Raw genomic sequence first — 18,142 nt, 5'->3', positions numbered from 1 at the left:
ATAGTTATGGCCGACAAGGAAGTGGAACGCGTGATCGTGACGCCGGCAGCGGTGGAGTTGATCGGGAAACTGCAGGCTGAGCATGGGCCGGTGTTGTTTCACCAGTCCGGAGGATGCTGCGACGGCAGCGCGCCGATGTGTTTTCCGGCGGGAGAGTTTATGGTCGGCTCATCCGATGTGAAACTCGGCACGATCGCGGGCGTGCCGTTCTATATGAGCGAATCGCAATTCGAGTATTGGCAGCACACACAGCTGATCATCGACGTCGTGCCGGGCAATGGTGGGATGTTTTCGCTCGAGCGGCCCACGGGGATGCGGTTTCTGACGCGCTCGCGGCTCTTCGAGGACGATGAGAATGCGTGGCTGGAAACGCATCCGGTTGAACGGGCGGATGCGTGAGGCAATTGCATCGCGCCGTACTACTCGCTTTCGGATGTCAACGCGATATCGGCCGTTGCCGACGGCGCTTCAAGCAGTGCGTCGCTATCGTCCTTTAGACCTACGCCAGTCAGGCCCAGTCGGCGCGCATGCGTCAGCAGATAGTGCAGCTTGTGCGCCGCGCCCGCATAGCTCAACCCCTCAGGACGTACATTCGAAATGCAATTGCGCTGCGCGTCGCTGCAGCCCACTTTAGGCGCATACGTCAGATAGATGCCGAGGCTGTCCGGCGAACTCAAACCTGGACGCTCGCCAATCAGCATCACGACGAGCCTGGTGCCGAGCAGTTCGCCGATCTCGTCGCCAAGCGCCACCCTCGCCTGCCGCGCGATCACAACCGGTCCGATCTTCCAGTCACCCAGCTTTGAACATACCGCCTGCAATAGCGGGATCGACTGCTTCGCGGCGGCGAAGGCCGACAAGCCATCGGCGATCACGAACACCACTTCGGGCGGTTCCACCGCAACCTGCTTAAGCACATCTCGACTCTCGTCCGACAAACGCCGGCCCAGGTCCGGACGGCGCAAATAGTGTTGCCGGTCCGGCGCCGCGCTATGCACGTCGAGCGTCGTGAAACCATTGGCGCGTAACTGCACGTGCAGCGACTCCGCATCCAGCGGCTGATGCACCGCGTCCCGAGCTTGAGCATGCGACAGATTGAACGCGAGCAGCGGCGCGGTCGGCAAGCTGTTGCCCGCACGGCCCAAGGCGATGCGCGCATTGGTGAACTGACGCAACGCGTTCCATGGGTTCTTTTCGAGGAAATCCTTGCTCATGCGATCCCCATCCATTCATGCGCGCTTTCGAGCAAGGGCTGCCGGGTGGCTCCGTTGAGCAGAATGCCGCGCGTATCGGTAATCTGCATCGACTCCAGCCATTCTTCGAATTCAGGCGCGCGTCTTAGGCCCAGGATTTCACGCACGTATAACGCGTCGTGGAATGACGTGCTCTGATAGTTCAGCATTACATCGTCCGCGCCGGGTACGCCCATGATGAAGTTGATGCCCGCGGCACCAAGCAGCGTCAGCAGGTTGTCCATATCGTCCTGATCTGCTTCAGCGTGATTCGTATAGCAGATGTCGCAACCCATCGGCACGCCGAGCAGTTTGCCGCAGAAGTGGTCTTCGAGACCGGCGCGCGTGATCTGCTTGCCGTCGTACAGATACTCCGGACCAATAAAGCCGACCACCGTGTTGACGAGGAACGGATTGAACTTGCGTGCCACCGCATAGGCGCGCACTTCGCAGGTCTGCTGGTCGACGCCATGATGTGCGTTCGCCGAGAGCGCGCTGCCCTGCCCGGTTTCGAAATACATCACGTTGTTGCCGACCGTGCCGCGATTCAGCGAAAGCGCCGCCTCGTAGGCCTCCTGCAGCAGTGCGAGCGAAATGCCGAAACCGGCGTTGGCTTTCTCTGTGCCCGCAATCGACTGGAACACCAGATCGACTGGCGCGCCTTTCTCGATAGCGGCGATCGTATTGGTGACGTGAGTCAGCACACACGATTGCGTCGGCACCTGGTAACGCTGCCGGAAGTCGTCGATCACCAGCAGCAACGTGGTGATCGCAGCAAGACTGTCGGTGGCCGGGTTGATCCCGATCATCGCGTCGCCGCAGCCGTACATCAGGCCATCGAGCATCGAAGCGGCGATGCCCTTGACGTCGTCGGTCGGATGATTCGGTTGCAGACGCACCGACATATGACCCGGCAAGCCCACCGTATTGCGAAACCGCGTGACCACCGGACGCTTGCGCGCCGCGGCAATCAGATCCTGGTTGCGCATCAGCTTCGACACCGCGGCGACCATCTCTGGCGTCAGTCCTGCGGCGATTCGAGTCAGCCCGACGGCATCCGTCTCACTGCTCAACAGCCAGTTACGGAAATCGCCTACCGTCAGATGGGCGATTTCGGCGAAGGCTTCGGGCGAGTGATCGTCGATCACGAGGCGTGTGACTTCGTCGCTTTCGTAGGGAATCAGCGCCTCATTGAGGAAGGTGCGCAAGGGCACCTGGGCAAGCGCCATCTTGGCCGCGACGCGCTCTTCCTCGCTGGCCGCGGCAACGCCCGCAAGCTGGTCGCCCGAACGCAGCGGGCTCGCCTTTGCCATCAGCGTTTTCAGGTCGGCAAACAGGTAGGTACGACTGCCGATGACTTCCCTATAACTCATCTCTACGACTCCGTCGCCGCTGCTCGCGCAGCGGGTTGATCCGTCACATGCTTCGAATGGCGCGCCGCACGTGCTGCATGTGCTCTGCCTGAGCGGACAGGCCTCAGGCAATGGTAGTAGGCCATTAATCGAGCCGTTATCAGAGGTCGGCAAAGATCGATAACGGGAAAGACGTTGCGAATTTTACGTTGGCTGAGGGATTTTTGCTGCATCGCAGCACTGAATGCAGTCAAATTTTTCCTGAACTCTCTCCGCAAAATCCGCAGGATTTGGTAAATCGCGGCGTGGTACTTTGGTTCGTACTCAACGCCTGCTCTCTTCGCTACCACCATGAACGACCTCAGTCACAGGGCACGCTACGAAGCGCGTTTGAACCGCGTGCTCGACCATATTTACGATCACCTCGACGAGCCGCTCGATATCGACAGGCTGGCGGAGATCGCCTGCCTGTCGCCCTACCACTGGCATCGGATCTATCAGGCCATGCATGGTGAAACCGTGGCATCGACGGTGCGCAGGTTGCGGCTACATCGCGCGGCGGGATATCTGGCGAATGGCTCGCTACCGATTGCAGAGATTGCGGAGCGCTCCGGGTACAGCAGTCTGCAGTCGTTTTCACGGACGTTTCGGACGGTGTTCGGCATGCCGCCGGCGCAATACCGCAAGCAAGGCACACATAGCCGGTTTCGGCCGGCGCAATCGGGAGACGACGAAATGGTGATGCGTGAAGTGGTGATTCGGGATGTGCCCGCCATGCAGGTTTTGACGATCGATCATGTCGGCTCGTATATGCAGATCGGTAAGGCTTTCGATGCACTGATCGGATGGCTTGCTGCGCGAAACCTGCTTTCGCCTGAGATGCGGATGATCGGGATTTACTATGACGATCCAGGGATCGTGGCCGAAGCGGAGTTGCGGTCGAAGGCCGGCGTGGTGCTGCCGAATGCGGTTGAGGTAGCGGCGCCGGTTTCATCGACGCACGTGCGCGGCGGACGGTATGCGGTGTTGCAGCACAAAGGACCGTATGCCGATATGGCCGCGGCCTATCAATGGCTATATGGCGAATGGCTCGTGCAATCGGAACATGAGGCGGCCGATGCGCCTGTCTTCGAGGAGTATCTGAACAATCCTAAAGACACGGCGCCCTCTGAGTTGCTGACGGAGATCTGCTTGCCTTTGGCCTGACGTTGCCGAAGACGTTGAAAGTGAGCCTGTCTGCTGCGCTTTTGCGCGGAGGCGATGCAATGCGGTGTATGCGCGTTCTATGTCTTTCACTGTATACATATATATACGTAGTAATAGTTAACAAGGGCGGTCGCTTTCTGTGGATAACGCCAATCTTCACTGGCAGATCAAGGCGCTACGGATTCCATAACCCTACGGGTGGTTCGTGAACAGGCCGTCTAAGCCAGGGACAACTTTTGCCTCGCTGTGACGGGCCAGCGTTTTATCAAAGTTCAACCCACAGGAAGTTAGGGGCTTTATCCCCGTGTTGTCCAAACGGGTGTGTGGATAACTCGCTTCCTGCTACCTACCTTTGCCTTTGCGCGTCCCTTCTACCGCCGACGCGATCGCGGCCACGAACGCCTCCGTTATCGGCGGCAAGGTTCGGCCGCGTTTCTTGACGAGCGCGATGGGGCGAACAAAACGAGGATCGTCGATGGCGCGCGCCACGACGCTCTTCTCCGCAAGAATCTCGCGGGCCGAACCAGGCAGAATCGTCAGCCCTAGACCTGCACGTACCATCGCGACGGCAGTCATCATGTACATGGGCTCGCAGGTGAGCACGGGCGCGACACCCGCCTGCTCGAACGCGGCGTCGACGACAGCGCGCACACTCGTGCCCGCAGCGGTTAGCACCAGCGGATAGCCTGCGAGGCTCTCGAGCGTGATGCGCCGCTTCTTCGCAAGCGGATGGTGGAGCGGACAAACGATGCACAACCGATCCTCGCCCGCATGAAGCACTTCGAGCGATGGGTCGACCACCTCGCCACCCGTCAGACCCAGATCGGCCTCCTCGCTGCGCACCAGACGATTGACGACGCTCGCGACCACGTCGCGAATATCGAATGCCGCGCCCGGCACCTGTTGTCTGAAATCGCGCACGAGATCCGGCAGCAGGCTGGCGGCGAACGACGGCAAGCACGCGATACGGACCGCACCGGTTGAGCCGTCGCTCAAGGCGCGTGCGTCGAGAAGAACATGCTCCATCTCCCGCAACGACTTCTGTAAAACGGGGAGCAGTTCCCTGCCGACCGGAGTCAGCGCGACGTTCCGGCTGTTGCGGTCGAAGAGACGTGCGCCCAGCGTTTCCTCGAGCCGACGGATCTGCACCGTCAACGCCGGCTGAGACAAGTGCAGGCGCACGGCGGCTCGCGTGAAGCTGCCAGCTTCAGCGACGGCGATGAATGCACGGATTTCGCGGAGATTCAGATCCATTACGATGTGTGATTGCTGCAATCAAATCATTTCAATTGCTCTATTCATGCGTGGAACCTACGCTTGTCGACACTAAAAGACAAGATCGGAGACAAACACGTGTTGCCATTACTGGGTCTGGCCACCATCGTCGTCCTGCTCGCGGCGATCCTTTCCAAACGCATGTCGCCGCTGGTCGCGCTGATCATCGTGCCGATCGCCGCATCGCTGATTGGCGGCTTCGGGCTGCAAACCAGCAAGTTTGTGATCGACGGGTTGAAGAGCCTCGCGCCTGTCGTCGGTATGTTCGTGTTCGCGATTCTTTATTTCGGCACGATCACGGATGCGGGGACGCTCGATCCGATCATCGATCGCATCCTGCGAACGGTCGGCACGCGGCCGACGCGCATCGTCATGGGCACGACGTTGCTGGCGCTGCTGATTCACCTCGACGGTTCGGGTGCGGTGTGTTTTCTCGTGACGATTCCCGCGATGCTGCCGCTCTATGATCGCCTGAACATGGACCGGCGTGTGCTGGCCGCGGCGGCATCGATGGCGGCGGGCATCAATTTTCTACCATGGACCGGGCCGATGATCCGCGCGTCCGCGTCGCTGCATCTGCCGATCTCCGAGCTGTTCAATCCGCTGATTCCGGTGCAGATCATCGGCCTCGTGTTTGTCTTCGGGATGGCGTTCTGGCTTGGGCTACGCGAAGAACGGCGGCTCGGACTGACAGCTGCCGACGGCAATGTTCCCATGCCCCAGCGCGAACTCACCGAAGAACAGCAGGCGCTGCGCAGACCGCGCAACTTCTGGTTCAACATCGTGCTGACCATCATCGTGTTGGGTTCGATGGTCGTGATGGGTGAGAAAGTACCCCCCGCGCTCGTGTTCATGGTGGGACTGTGCGTGGCGTTGCTCGTGAACTATCCGAACGTCGATATGCAACGTCAACGGATCGATGCTCATGCACGCGCGGCGTTGATGATGGCCGGGATTCTGCTCGCGGCTGGGGTGTTCACAGGTGTAATGCAAGGCAGCGGCATGCTCAAGGCGATGGCGCAAACCGCTGTGGGGTTCGTGCCGGCGACGATGGCCTCGCATATTCCCGTCGTGCTCGGTCTGGTTTCGATGCCGCTCAGCCTGCTGTTCGATCCCGACTCTTTCTATTTCGGCGTGCTGCCTGTAATTGCTGAGGTTGCAGGTCAGCTTGGAGTGCCAGCGGTGAAGATCGGCCAGGCAGCATTGCTGGGTCAGATGACCACTGGGTTCCCGGTTAGCCCTTTGACGCCCGCGACTTTTCTTGTGTGCGGGCTGACTGGCATCGATCTCGCCGATCACCAGAAATTCACGTTTCCACTCCTGTTCGGTGCGTCGATCGTGATGACGATTGCGTGCGTTGTGTTGGGCATTTTTCCCCTTTGATCTGGTTGAGCTGCGATGAATACAGTGGATTCCTCACGGGTGGTTCGCCTTGGTGCCGGTGCCGGTTATTCAGGTGACCGTATCGAGCCGGCCGTGGAGCTTGCGACGCACGGCGCACTCGACTATCTCGTGTTCGAGTGTCTTGCGGAGCGGACTATTGCGTTGGCACAGCAGGCGCGGCGACAGGATCCTGAGAGTGGGTATGACCCGCTGCTCGAGGCGCGCATGCATGCGGTGTTGCCGGTGGCGAGGCGTAACGGTGTGCGCATCGTCTCCAATATGGGGGCGGCGAATCCGCTCGCGGCGGCGCGCAAGACGGCGGCGATTGCTCGTGAACTGGGGCTTGGCGGTCTGAAAATCGCTGCGGTTACGGGCGACGATGTGCTTGATGTCGTGCGCAGTGGTGCCTACCGCTTTGAAGAATCGGGGCACGCGGTTGCTGACTTCGACGAGCGCATCGTGTCGGCTAACGCCTACCTTGGCGCTGCGCCGATCGTGGCTGCATTAGACGCCGGAGCGGATGTTGTGCTGACTGGACGTGCAGCTGATCCCTCGTTGTTCACCGCGCCGTTGATTCACGAGTTTGGTTGGGCATTCGACGATTGGGATCGACTCGGGCAAGCGACGGTAGTCGGACATCTGATGGAGTGCGCCGGGCAGATCACCGGTGGGTACTTTGCTGATCCTGGGTTCAAGGATGTTGCCGGTCTCGCGCGTCTGGGTTTTCCGATTGGTGAGGTTTCAGCGGATGGCTCGGTGGTTATCACCAAGGTCGCTCACGCTGGAGGCTTCGTAACGGAGGCGACCTGCAAGGAGCAGTTGCTCTATGAGATCCATGATCCGAGCCGTTATCTGCAGCCTGATGTAGTGGCGGATTTTACGCAGGTACGAGTTGCGGAGCAGGCGAAGGACCGCGTGCGTGTGACGGGCGGACGTGGGACGCCGCGCACACCGACGCTCAAGGTTTCGGTGGCGTACGTGGATGGGTGTATCGGTGAGGGGCAGATTTCCTACGGCGGCCCAGGCGCATTAGCCCGTGGCCGGCTCGCGCTTGAGATTGTGCGCGAACGGCTGACGATGACCGGTGTCGATGTGAGCGAATTGCGCTTCGATCTGATTGGTGTGGACTCGCTTTATGGCTCGTCGCTTGGTAGTGGCAGCGCAGAACCGTATGAAGTGCGAGCACGTGTAGCGGGACGGACGGCTTCGAAGGCCGAGGCAATTCGTGTCTGCAACGAAGTGGAGACGCTCTACACGAACGGACCGGCGGGCGGTGGTGGCGTGACCAAAAGCACACGTGAGGTGGTCGCCGTGCAATCGGTCTTGCTGCCGCGCGATCTGGTGCAGCCGACATACACGATCGTGGAGGTTTGATATGAAACTGCGAGAACTTGCGCACTCGCGCACCGGCGACAAAGGCAACACGCTGAACGTATCCGTGATCTGTTATGACGGGCGTGACTATGGACATCTGCTTCAGCACGTCACGCCAGAACGGGTGAAGGCGCATCTGGGCGACGTGGTGCGCGGTGAGGTGATTCGCTATGAACTGCCGTTGATTGGTGCGATGAACTTCGTGCTGAAGGAAGCGCTTGGCGGTGGTGTGACGCGTTCGCTTGCGATCGATGCGCATGGGAAGTCGGTTAGTTCGGCGTTGCTGGATCTTGAGGTTCCTGCTAAGGACTAGATGCGAGCGCTATGGATCTCGCGTACGCCACACCGAATGCTTATTAACTTAGGCAGATAACACGGAGGAGACAGGATGGTGAGTCATAGCGGTCAGGCGGTTGAGATTTCTGCGCGATGGAAGAAGCGGTCCTTGCAAGTTGCCGGAATGGTCGCGGCGGCAGTGGTGTGTTATTCAGCCTCGGGTTTTAGCGCAGCGCGTGCCGACGAATCGCAGCAGGCCTCAAACTGCAGTGCGCTCCAGCAAACCAACATCAAGGACACGCGAATCGAGTCCGCACAAGTCATCCCGGCGGGCAGCGTCTTTAAGGATCCCGACGGCAAGCCTGTGACGACATCGGTGAAGGTGTGCCGCGTCGTCGCGACGGTGAGCACCGAACCCACCGAACAGGTAGGGATTGAAGTGTGGCTGCCACTCGATGGCTGGAACGGACGTTTGCTCGGCGTGGGGTCGGGCGGCTTTGGCGGTTCGATCGTGTACAGCGAACTGGCGCCCGCTGTAGCGCGTGGCTTTGTCGCGGCCAATACCGATACCGGCCACAAGGGCGGCGCGCAAGGCGCGATCGGTCAGCGTCTCGAATGGGCTCGCAACCCCGTACAGTTGCGCGACTGGGGTCATACATCGATTCACCTGATGACGGTCGCAGCGAAGGCGATCACCCGTGCTTACTACGGTCAGAGCGCGAAGCACGCTTACTACAGCGGCTGCTCGACGGGTGGCGCGGAAGCCATGGAAGAAGTCGAATACTTTCCGGATGACTATGACGGCGTGCATGCTGGGTCGCCGGGCATGGGCTATAGCCATCTGATGGAGAGCTTTCTGTGGGGCGCCAGGCTGCCCGCGCAGCAGCCTGAAGCGAAGCTGACACCGGCGGCGCTCACGCTGCTCAATCGTGCCGTGCTCAAGAGTTGCGGGGGCGATGCGGCAATCGAGGACGGTTTTCTGGACAACCCATTGGCGTGTCATTTCGAACCGGCGCAGTTGCAGTGCAAAAGCGGTGATGACCCCGTGCGATGTTTGAGCGCGGCCCAGGTTCATGAAGCCGAGCGGCTGTATTCGCCGGTGCTTGATTCTCGCGATGGGAAGCAGCTTTATCCTGGGTTTGCGCGAGGCAGTGAAAGTCAGTGGAACCTGATTCAGGGTGCGTTAGTGCCGAACTATGCGCAACCGCTGGTCGCGAATACTGTGTTCGACAATCCTGATTGGGACTGGACGACGTTTGATTTCGGTGCCGATGCAGATCGCGTCGATGCAAAGCTCGCGCCCATCAGCGATGCCATGCACACGGATCTCTCACGCTTCAAGGCGCGTGGCGGCAAGTTGATCATGACGCAGGGATGGGCTGATTCATTGAACGCGCAAACCTTGCCAATTGAATTCTTTGACGCGGTGGCAGCGCGTGAAGGAAGCGTACCGAATGCGCAGCGATTTTTCCGGCTGGTGATGGTGCCGGGAATGAGTCATTGCGGTGGTGGGCCTGGGCCCGGGACGATTGGGGGGCAGTTGCCGCCTACGGTGTTGAATCGGCAGCGGGATGTGGTGAGTGCGCTGCAGGGGTGGGTGGAGGATGGGAAGGCGCCGGCTGAGTTTGTGTCGACGAAGTATGTGGATGATAAGCCGGTGGCGGGAGTGCGGTTTGAGAGGCGGCTTTGTGTTTATCCTCAGGTGGCGGGGTATGACGGGCGTGGGGATCGGAGGGTGGCTGGTAGTTTTAGGTGTGTGGCGGCGGGTAGGTGAATAGAAACATCAGTCCGACGAGACGCAGGATCGCAGAGCGCAGACAAAAAAAGATGAATTTCATTGTTGTAGCGTTGTGACGGATTGATTAGCGCGCATCAAAGATTATCTTGAAAACGCTCGATACACCTAAGCATTGACAGAGGTGTATCGCTCAACTATTGTCAGCTCGCGGGACGACGGGTCAAGCTTGCCAAGGGACAGGCAATCGATGTTTCCAGGCACTACGGGGCTACCCCGTGGATCAGCATGATCTCCGCAGTTCGTCGCATGAGCCATGGTTGCGCGTTGCGCAAATCAGCTCACGCAGCACCAGACGCGTTGACTCGCCGGCCCGCCTCTTTCTACGCCATGCGCTTATCTTCCCTGCAACACGTCACCTACGCCATCGCCGATGCCATGCTTGCAGGGCCGGCAGAGCCCGACTCGATTGTCGAGTTCATGACCCGTTGTTTAGGTGTTCGTTCGGGATGGATGCGGGGATTGGCACGCAAGGTTGCGAAGCGCTTCGGTGCGCGCTGGGACAGTGTCGATCGTAAGGAAGTGTCGATGTTGGTTGCAGGAACGCCTGGTTTCGTTGCTGCATGGCGCAGCGATATGCGGCCGGTGATCGTGCAGGTTCTGCGCAGGGCTCCCACACAACAGCTGCCACCGCCGAGGTTGCGTGAGGTCACGCTGCCGCAGTTGCCGACGCTCGCTGGCTGGAAGTCGAGGCCGCCGATCTTGACTGGTTTGCAGATCGCTGGCGTGTTATGCCGCAAAGTGCAAGCACGCCACTGCACCACTACTCCTACAAGGCGATCGAGAAGCGCGACGGACGATATCGGTTGATCGAGATTCCCAAGTCGCGCTTGCGTAGCGTGCAGCGCAAAATTCTTCGTGGTCTGCTTGAACGGATCCCATCACACGATTGCGTGCATGGATTTCGAAAGGGCCGCAGTACCGTGACTTACGCGGCGCCGCATGCCGGTAAGGCAGTGGTGGTTCGATTCGATCTTGCGGATTTCTTTGCGTCCGTTCACGCCCCTCGCGTTCATGCCTTGATGCGAACATTAGGGTATCCGCAGGAAGTGGCCCGAGCGTTGACTGCGCTTTGCACGAATCGGGTTCCGAGTGCTCGTTTACTCGCTCCGGATGTGCGGGGCAAGATGGCGTGGCCGGAGCGGCAGCGGTATAGGACGCGGCATCTACCGCAAGGGGCACCCACGTCACCGGCGCTGGCCAATCTCTGTGCGTTTCGGCTCGACCTTCGGCTCGCGGGTCTCGCTCGTGCGCTCGGAGCCACCTATACGCGGTATGCGGATGACCTGGCGTTCTCAGGTGGCGAAGATCTGGCGCGGGTGATTGAGCGGCTTTCCATTCGGGTCGCGGCGATTGCGCTGGAGGAGGGATTCTCGATTCAGTTGCGCAAGACACGCGTAATGCGGCGCGGCGCGAGGCAGCATCTGGCAGGGGTTGTGGTGAACCGGCATCCGAACCTGGCGCGGTCTGAATTCGATACGCTCAAGGCGATTCTGACGAATTGTGTGCGGCACGGGCCTGGTTCACAGAACCGTGACGGGCATGGGGATTTTCGTGCGCATTTGCAGGGGCGGGTGGCGCAGGCGGTTATGTTGAATGCGCAGCGTGGGGTGAAGTTGAGGGGGATTTTTGAGCGGATTGTTTGGGGGAGAGATTAACCTCACTAACCGCACACGACTCATATCAGGCTCGAAATAAGGTGGCAGCCGCAGGTAGCCTTATAGCCGTGTCGTGCGATCGGCACGCCACCATCCATCACCGACTCGTCGCCGTCGACGATCGCGTTGGGCCGAACATCTTCGTGCTTCGGACATGACACCTCGTCGCCTTTGCGGGCGACGAACCTGCCATCGAAGCGCATCGTTGACGATGCGGTGATTACTTTTCCGCCGTGGTCAGTGTCATCGCCTAAACGAATAAGATCGATCAACTTTCACCTCCGAAGCCGCTAGGTTGCTTCGTCATAAGAAGTGGTCATCGGCAGCGTTGCTGATGACGGTACTTGCAAGTTATTAGGAAAACCTATTTCTGAATTCGACATGAGATAATAGTTGCGATTACCATACCCTCTCATCCGCACGAATAGCATAGAGCAGCGCCACGTCATTCCATATAGGGTGTGGAATGTCCGACGAACTTATTTTTCTCGAAAGTCCAGCACATGTTCCCGCTATCTTCCTGTTTATAAGCAACGACAGTGCCGTTAACGCAAATTTTGTTGCTTTTCAAATCAAATGACAATTTTCCATAGTTGTGAGCGTTTCCTTTTTTGTCAACAACCCCCGAATATGAATCAAAAGGAAGCGGATAAACTATTCCTGTCACAACGTCGATGGCGACAAGTGAATGCTCAAAATACTCTTTTCGTTCCGGTATAGGGAGAAGAATATAGTGACCATTAAAATTGACCGCATATTTTTGAATGGCGAGATTGATATATTCAAGATGGACGTCATCACAAAAATGAATCGGGCTATATTCAAATGAACACTCTTCGCCACCGGGATACCCCAGTTCAACCCTTTCGAATGGATGATTTTTACCTGAGCCTGCGGACTCAGCCGCAACACCAAGGTTAAAATGTAGATCACTTAATACAAGCAAAATAAGCAAATATTTTTTCATTTTTTGAGTCGCTTAATTTCTAGAAATTTGTTCCAATATCTGTACCAGCTGCGCCGTAGATACGGAGTTCGCACTATTCGCGCGACTCTCATGGTACGAGAGGCTTCCATCTGAGACACGCCCGTCGGCAATAACAGCCCCTTTCGGCGCGGCAATAGAAGCCCAACATTTGGCCGCAGCCAATTGAGCCTCATCTACCGTTCCTGTTCCTTTCGTCACAAACTTTGCAAGTCCTCCGCCACCGGCATCGTAAATCAAATACTCACGAAAAACACGTTCCTGCATCGCAGCATCATATTTTTCTTCCCCGGTCAAGCCCATTGCAGCTTTAGCTGCACGAAGTGTTTTAATAATGGTTTGATATTTTCCAGTAGCAAACATTCGATTGGGATTCGTGCCATCCAATGAATCGGTTGCAAGTATTTCATTTATGGTCTTATTCGTCACGGTTCCCACTCCAGGACGCAAGTACGAGTGACCGACTTTCCCATCCGGTGTATTTTTCGTTCCGGTATTATAAGACTCGTAGTTCCCTTCTCCGCCGGCAATAATATCGCCTATCTTCCTAATAATCTCGTCGAGCGCACTGGCAGTTCCGATAAAATTCCCAATTAGTCCAATCGGATGAAAATGATAGACCATCGGATCAGCCGGGAACCCTTTAACAGCCTTGATCTGATCCCACCATTGCAGCTTCTGAATGCGTTGCAGCTCGCTCTGCCAGATAAACCCGCGATCCTTCATCACCGACGACAGTTCATCCCACTTCGCCATCGAACCGCCCCATTCACTTTCATATCGCACAATCAGGTGCGAAAGCGCTTCGGCCAGCCATGGCGTACCCTGAGCCTGCGCAAGCTCCTCTGCGGTGATCGTGCCGTTCCCGTCATGATCAACTGCTTTTTCCAGTCTGCCGATCAGTTCGCTTCCGTTGACACTGAGGGCACTCGGCTTGAACGAATCCTCTTCACCGTCAAGCAATTGACCCGAAACGAACAGAAATCGCTTGAACAGATTGACAATAGATACGCTGCTGTTATCGACCGTCTCGAAGCCGGGCCAAGCCCACGGACTTTGCCACTCTGTGTGAGGGTGATTCTTTTCGCAAACCCACCCGGTCGCGCCGTTTCCCTTCCCGGTGCCGATCTGGATGCGCCACCAATGAACTCCTTTGTCGTCACAAGCCCGGTCAGCGCTGTCGAAACTGTCCAGCTGGACGCGTGAGAGGACGTTCTGGAAACTGGCAGAAGGCGAGTTTGCGTTTGAAACCTGCAATGGGAAGTTCTTCCAACTTTTAATGGCTTCCGTTGCAGCTGAAGCAATCGCGCTTCGCTCGACCCACACGGGATCGCTTTGCTGTGTCGAAGGCGAGTGAGCTTGCGTGTGTCCATGCGCAGAATGATGCGTAGCAACTTGGACCTTGGCCCAAGGACCGTTCTTTGGATCGTCCGGCGTCGATTTGAGCTTCACGCTAGGCCCAACGGTGCCATCGTGTTCCGTCGGTGCTGTTATCAACGTCGCACCGGGAGAGACGACTAACATGGTCTTCGGCAACAACTTCGCGCAATCCTGGCTTTTTTTGATGTACGCCTCCAGCGCAGGGCCGGCGAAAACCTCTAGGTGGAGCACAGAGCGTTTCGGGCTTTGCGGCAACGCCTTTGCATCCCGATAGCGTTGGAACTCGCCCAGATAGCCCACGACCGTACCTGCCGCCACCCGAAATGGCGACTCAAGCACGACGACCGAATCGAGAGGATTGGGATCAATTAGCGAGTCCAGCTTGTCAAGCGCAACCCAGCCTGTCGAGGCGGCAGGATCCACCGGATCGCCGATCGTGACACCGACCGGAGCACCTTTGAGTAGCTGGGTAATCTGCACGCAACCTTTGGTCACTGCGTCCGAAACCTTGATTTCGCTACCTCTCGGCAAGAGCGCAATTACTTCGCCTTTCGGCTGCTTGTAAATCTTGAGACCAGTCACCGCTGGCTGCGCATTAGCGGCCGACTGGCCGTTGGGCTTACTTGGTGTCGGGTTCGGCAGGCTGAAATTACCCAACGGGTTGCTGCTTGTACTCGACATCGTCGGATCGGCCAAACTGAAAGAGGAGGCAGATTGGCCGTTCGAACCGAACAACCCGCCAAAGCCACCCGATGAGGGGTCATCTAGCGACGAATCGCCAAACGCGCCAACGCTGGGCGCAGCAAAGTTAAACGTACTAGGTTGGCGCTGCGTATCGGTTGCTTGCTTCCCCACCCTGAAATGCTTTGGGCCCTCCCAGAATGGCATGCGCTGAGTCGAAGATCCATTCTGTCCTACTGCGTCACCAGCCGCGGTCGCGCTCTTCTCTGCAGCCTGATACCCTGCCCAATCCAGTTGATGCATGTACAGGCTATAGAACTCCAGTACTTGGTCTGCGGGCGGCGGCTTGGGCTGCGTGTTCGTGGGCGGGGTGCCAGAGGTGTTCGACGCACGGGAATGCGCGTTGCCAGAGGACGCCGACGAGACATGTGTACCACTGGCTGGCGAACCCGGTGCAGCTACTGGAGCTGGTGCCGGGGCCTCAGGAATTGCAAGCTTGTGGCGCATCAAGACAAAGCTCGTGGAGTACCGGGCGATCTTGCCGTCGCTGTACTTCAGTTCGGCGTATTTCGTGTCCAACCTATAGGCAACTACTTCGCCGTCGGCAATCGCGCGCACTCCATCGCCCTGTTTCAGCGCACCAGCCGTGCCGCCGCCAAAGTGGATTCCGCCGTGCCAGATGCCATTTGCGCCAAGCGGATAAAACCCGTCTTCAGCGTGGCTGAGCGCGTTAAAGTAGGTCTGCGGTCCAGCCGTCGCGTTGGTGTCGAGGGGCGTGAACGGGTACGCCCAGCTTTTGAGTGGTTCAAGCTCCTTGGGCGCTGGCGGCGTCGCTGATGCGGGAGGCGTCGGCGCGGCTTGGGAGTGATGCGATTTCGCGTGCTGGGTGGTGCTCATGTTTCGCGTCCGGTAATCAATGGTCTTCGGCTACAGCTGGCGCCGAGCTCAGGTATCTCAACGTAGGCCGGCGATCAACCCGAGAAGTCCAGCGAATGCCCACTATGAATCGCCGCATCTGTGCCCTGTAACGGATCCTTGAAGCTAGCCGTAGAAGCCGCTGGCTTGTCCCATGAAGCGCACTTCTCGAGAATCTGCCCCGCCGTGCCGTTCTCGATCAGGTTCGGTCCGATCTTGATATACGAGCCACCCGCACCGATCCAGACTTCCTTATCCGCCGATAGCACTAACCGCCCATTTGCACTGGTGATAGTGATGTCCTTGAGTGCGGCAAGCTTCATCTCGTCTGTTTGCGCCTGAATTTCGATCGCACCCTTCGCAGCAAACAGCTTCATGCCCGCTTTCTGAACGAACACGCTCAACTTGTCCATCACGCTTGCGATCAGTGACTGGCCGGTCGCGATATGAACGCTCTGTCCGCTGACGATATTGACGTGCTGGTCGGCGGTAATCTGGGTTGACTGCTGGGTCGAGACGGCTACCCCTGACGGGCTCGCCATCAGCATGATCGGCGTCGCAAAGCCGTTCGCGTTGCCCGCGCCGCCGCCCGCTGTGCGGCCGCCCGTGGCGCCTCCGCCGGAAACGCTGTGTTGCGTCGCATCGGTGAATTTCTTCAGCGCGTCCTGACCGGGTTGCAGGGTTTCCGCATTGCCAGCCACACTGGCTTCCGAGAGGCTCTCGATCACGCTTTCCGCATTCACCAGTTGCCCACTTGCCTGGCTCGCGTCGAGAGGTTGGCCCCCGGCTGCTGGGTAGGTCGAGACATACAGACCTTGTTCAGCGCGGACTGCGCCGTAGGCGCTCGACTTCAGGTCAAAGCCCGTCCCCAGGTAGGCACCGCGCGTGTTATCCGTGTGCTGCACCAGATACCCCAGATGCAGCTGCGAATTCGCCGTGCTGCTGAACAGCTGCACCCGGTTCTGCCCGCTCGAGTCATCCATCACCATCTGGTTATAACCGCTGCCGCCGTACTCTTTCGATTTGTACCCCGACAGCAGTCCGTTCGAATGCCACTGCGGCTTGGCCGACGCGTTATACAGACGCGACGTCACCACCGGTCGGTCACAGTCCCCGCCGATGTGGTCGATCAGCACTTCCTCTCCCACCCGCGGCATGTGCACGCCACCGTAGCCGCTGCCCGTATCCGACTGCGCCACCCGCACCCAGCACGAGGCCCTCTCATCACCACCGTTGATGCGGTCCCACACGAACTGCACCTTGATGCGGTTCAGCTCGTCAGTGTAGACCTCCTCACCCTGAGGACCCACCACGATCGCCGACTCCAGGTTGGTCTCCGGCTTCTGATGCTCAAACGGACTGCGATACGGCACAGTTGTGCGCTGCGCCTCAATCTGCGTCAGGTAGAAGCCTTCCGAGCCGTCCGCGTGCGACACCTTGAACGCGGTATCACTGGCGTGACTCGCGCGCACCTCATCGAGCGTGCCCTGCAGGCTGTGTGGGTAGTCCGCTCCGGGGTTGCTCGCCGGCAGGTTGTTTGCGATCACCCACGACGTCTCGATCACCGCGAACTCTTTCTGGCTCGCCTGATCCCGGTCGTGGTCCGGATGGCCGCTCAGGATAAAGCGCCGTCCCGCGTCGATCCTCCTCACGCCGCCCACGCCCTCAAACCGTTTGGCCCGCGACTCCCATTCCTCCATCCGGATCCCGGAGAGCTGGTCGCCGCGGTCCTGTTTAGGATACGTGTACGCTCCGGTGTACTCGTACACCTCGGCCTGATCCGGCAAAGCGCCCTGATTGGGCATCGTCGGCAAGCTCGTGCCTTTGGGGTTGAACTGCGTCGATGGATTCTTGTAATCGAACGTGCGCGTGGTAAGCGTCGTGCTTTGCAGTGTGCGAGTGCCCGACCACTGTGTGAGCGCATCGGTCTCGCTGCCGGTACCCGCCCGGTAGAACGGCACCGTTTCCGGCGACAGCGCATCGAGCGTCGCAAGGCGGTCGGTGATCACCAGCGTGTGCGATTTGCCGTCCTGCGCCTGCTGCCAGAATCCATACAGACCTTCGGACTCCAGCAGCCGGTGCACGAAATTCCAGTCATCCTCGTCCTGCCGGCAGTACGAGCGCGAGGGCAGCGGTTTCGAGAGTGCGAACTGGAATAGCCCCTGAGCCTGGGGGTGCGTGTTGAAGACGTCCGTGATGATGTCGTCGGCGGTCTCGTCCTGCCAGATGCGCTGGTCGCGGCGGAACTTCAGGAAATGCATCCAGGACGCGAAGCCGAGCTGGTAGCTCGTCAGTCCGCTGTTTGAGCCTAGGCGCCGGGCGGTATGCACGTAACCGTTGTGGGGCAGGCAGGACTTGTCCGTCTGCTGGATCCATAGCGTCACGGGCTGGGCGATCAGCGTCTTGAGCTCGATGCTGCCGCTGGTAGACACCACATCGACGGTGAACTCGAAGTGCCGGCCCAGACGCGAGCGTCCCACTACCCGTTGTGGAACAAGCGTGTTCGAGCCCAACGGGGTGTCGAGTTTGAGCAGGCGGTCACTCTGCGACAGACCGCCCGTGATTGTGCTGATTAAGTCCTGAGCCCCCATGCTGCCCCGCCTTTCTTATTCAATACGCGCCCCCGCGTT

At 58.8% G+C, this 18,142-nt stretch carries 15 protein-coding genes; 8 read left to right on the top strand and 7 right to left on the bottom strand.

All coding sequences use genetic code 11. The features are described from left to right. The first annotated feature begins 6 nt into the window (after positions 1-6). The gene (locus BUS06_RS03565) at positions 7-399 is read left to right on the top strand and encodes a DUF779 domain-containing protein (protein WP_074263014.1); all 393 of its coding nucleotides are present in this window, start codon (positions 7-9) and stop codon (positions 397-399) included. Positions 400-419: 20 nt separating this feature from the next. Here BUS06_RS03565 and eutC read toward each other — a convergent pair whose 3' ends face one another. Together eutC and BUS06_RS03555 are read right to left on the bottom strand one after the other, a co-directional pair. Then, entirely contained in the window at positions 420-1,214 is a 795-nt protein-coding gene (eutC, locus tag BUS06_RS03560) for an ethanolamine ammonia-lyase subunit EutC (protein WP_254368738.1), read from the bottom strand. Next, the gene (locus tag BUS06_RS03555; protein WP_074263012.1) at positions 1,211-2,605 is read right to left on the bottom strand and encodes an ethanolamine ammonia-lyase subunit EutB; all 1,395 of its coding nucleotides are present in this window, start codon (positions 2,603-2,605) and stop codon (positions 1,211-1,213) included. Before BUS06_RS03555 ends, eutC begins: the two co-directional genes overlap by 4 nt. A gap of 330 nt (positions 2,606-2,935) precedes the next feature. Between BUS06_RS03555 and BUS06_RS03545 the strand changes: the two genes are divergently transcribed. Next, entirely contained in the window at positions 2,936-3,790 is an 855-nt protein-coding gene (locus BUS06_RS03545; protein WP_074263010.1) for an AraC family transcriptional regulator, read from the top strand. Between the two features lie 342 nt (positions 3,791-4,132). Here BUS06_RS03545 and BUS06_RS03540 read toward each other — a convergent pair whose 3' ends face one another. Further along, on the bottom strand, positions 4,133-5,044 hold the full coding sequence (locus tag BUS06_RS03540) for a LysR family transcriptional regulator (protein ID WP_074263009.1): 912 nt from the start codon (positions 5,042-5,044) through the stop codon (positions 4,133-4,135). 99 nt (positions 5,045-5,143) lie between these two features. On the opposite strand from BUS06_RS03540, the gene BUS06_RS03535 reads away from it, so the two are divergent. The 6 genes from BUS06_RS03535 to BUS06_RS38750 all read left to right on the top strand — a co-directional run bounded on the left by BUS06_RS03535 (position 5,144) and on the right by BUS06_RS38750 (position 11,551). Then, positions 5,144-6,448 (top strand): CitMHS family transporter, encoded by a 1,305-nt coding sequence (locus BUS06_RS03535; protein WP_074265893.1) that lies wholly within the window; start codon positions 5,144-5,146, stop codon positions 6,446-6,448. A 15-nt stretch (positions 6,449-6,463) separates the two neighbouring features. Then, positions 6,464-7,822, top strand: coding sequence for an acyclic terpene utilization AtuA family protein (locus BUS06_RS03530; RefSeq protein ID WP_074263008.1), 1,359 nt, complete (start codon positions 6,464-6,466; stop codon positions 7,820-7,822). Position 7,823: 1 nt separating this feature from the next. After that, complete coding sequence (locus BUS06_RS03525) at positions 7,824-8,135, top strand: AtuA-related protein (RefSeq protein ID WP_074263007.1); 312 nt, start codon at positions 7,824-7,826, stop codon at positions 8,133-8,135. Between the two features lie 132 nt (positions 8,136-8,267). Next, positions 8,268-9,872, top strand: a complete 1,605-nt coding sequence (locus BUS06_RS03520; protein ID WP_254368737.1) for a tannase/feruloyl esterase family alpha/beta hydrolase — start codon at positions 8,268-8,270, stop codon at positions 9,870-9,872. Positions 9,873-10,121: 249 nt separating this feature from the next. Then, positions 10,122-10,703, top strand: coding sequence for a hypothetical protein (locus BUS06_RS38755; protein WP_438803523.1), 582 nt, complete (start codon positions 10,122-10,124; stop codon positions 10,701-10,703). Further along, complete coding sequence (locus tag BUS06_RS38750) at positions 10,700-11,551, top strand: reverse transcriptase family protein (RefSeq protein ID WP_438803522.1); 852 nt, start codon at positions 10,700-10,702, stop codon at positions 11,549-11,551. The genes BUS06_RS38755 and BUS06_RS38750 overlap by 4 nt, the downstream gene beginning before the upstream one ends. 20 nt (positions 11,552-11,571) lie before the next feature. On the opposite strand, the gene BUS06_RS03510 is transcribed toward BUS06_RS38750, so the two are convergent. The 4 genes from BUS06_RS03510 to BUS06_RS03495 all read right to left on the bottom strand — a co-directional run bounded on the left by BUS06_RS03510 (position 11,572) and on the right by BUS06_RS03495 (position 18,103). Beyond that, positions 11,572-11,823: a PAAR domain-containing protein gene (locus tag BUS06_RS03510; RefSeq protein WP_074263005.1), complete on the bottom strand. Its 252-nt coding sequence runs from the start codon at positions 11,821-11,823 to the stop codon at positions 11,572-11,574. 173 nt (positions 11,824-11,996) lie between these two features. Further along, positions 11,997-12,518: a hypothetical protein gene (locus BUS06_RS37305; protein ID WP_074263004.1), complete on the bottom strand. Its 522-nt coding sequence runs from the start codon at positions 12,516-12,518 to the stop codon at positions 11,997-11,999. A gap of 12 nt (positions 12,519-12,530) precedes the next feature. Beyond that, positions 12,531-15,494: a hypothetical protein gene (locus tag BUS06_RS03500; RefSeq protein WP_074263003.1), complete on the bottom strand. Its 2,964-nt coding sequence runs from the start codon at positions 15,492-15,494 to the stop codon at positions 12,531-12,533. 74 nt (positions 15,495-15,568) lie between these two features. Then, positions 15,569-18,103, bottom strand: a complete 2,535-nt coding sequence (locus BUS06_RS03495; protein WP_083611338.1) for a type VI secretion system Vgr family protein — start codon at positions 18,101-18,103, stop codon at positions 15,569-15,571. Between the last annotated feature and the right edge of the window lie 39 nt (positions 18,104-18,142).

This window comes from Paraburkholderia phenazinium (assembly GCF_900141745.1).
GTDB classification, from domain to species: Bacteria; Pseudomonadota; Gammaproteobacteria; order Burkholderiales; family Burkholderiaceae; genus Paraburkholderia; species Paraburkholderia phenazinium_B.
Note: the sequence above shows the minus strand (reverse complement) of the source record. Positions and strands in the feature narration are given on the sequence as shown.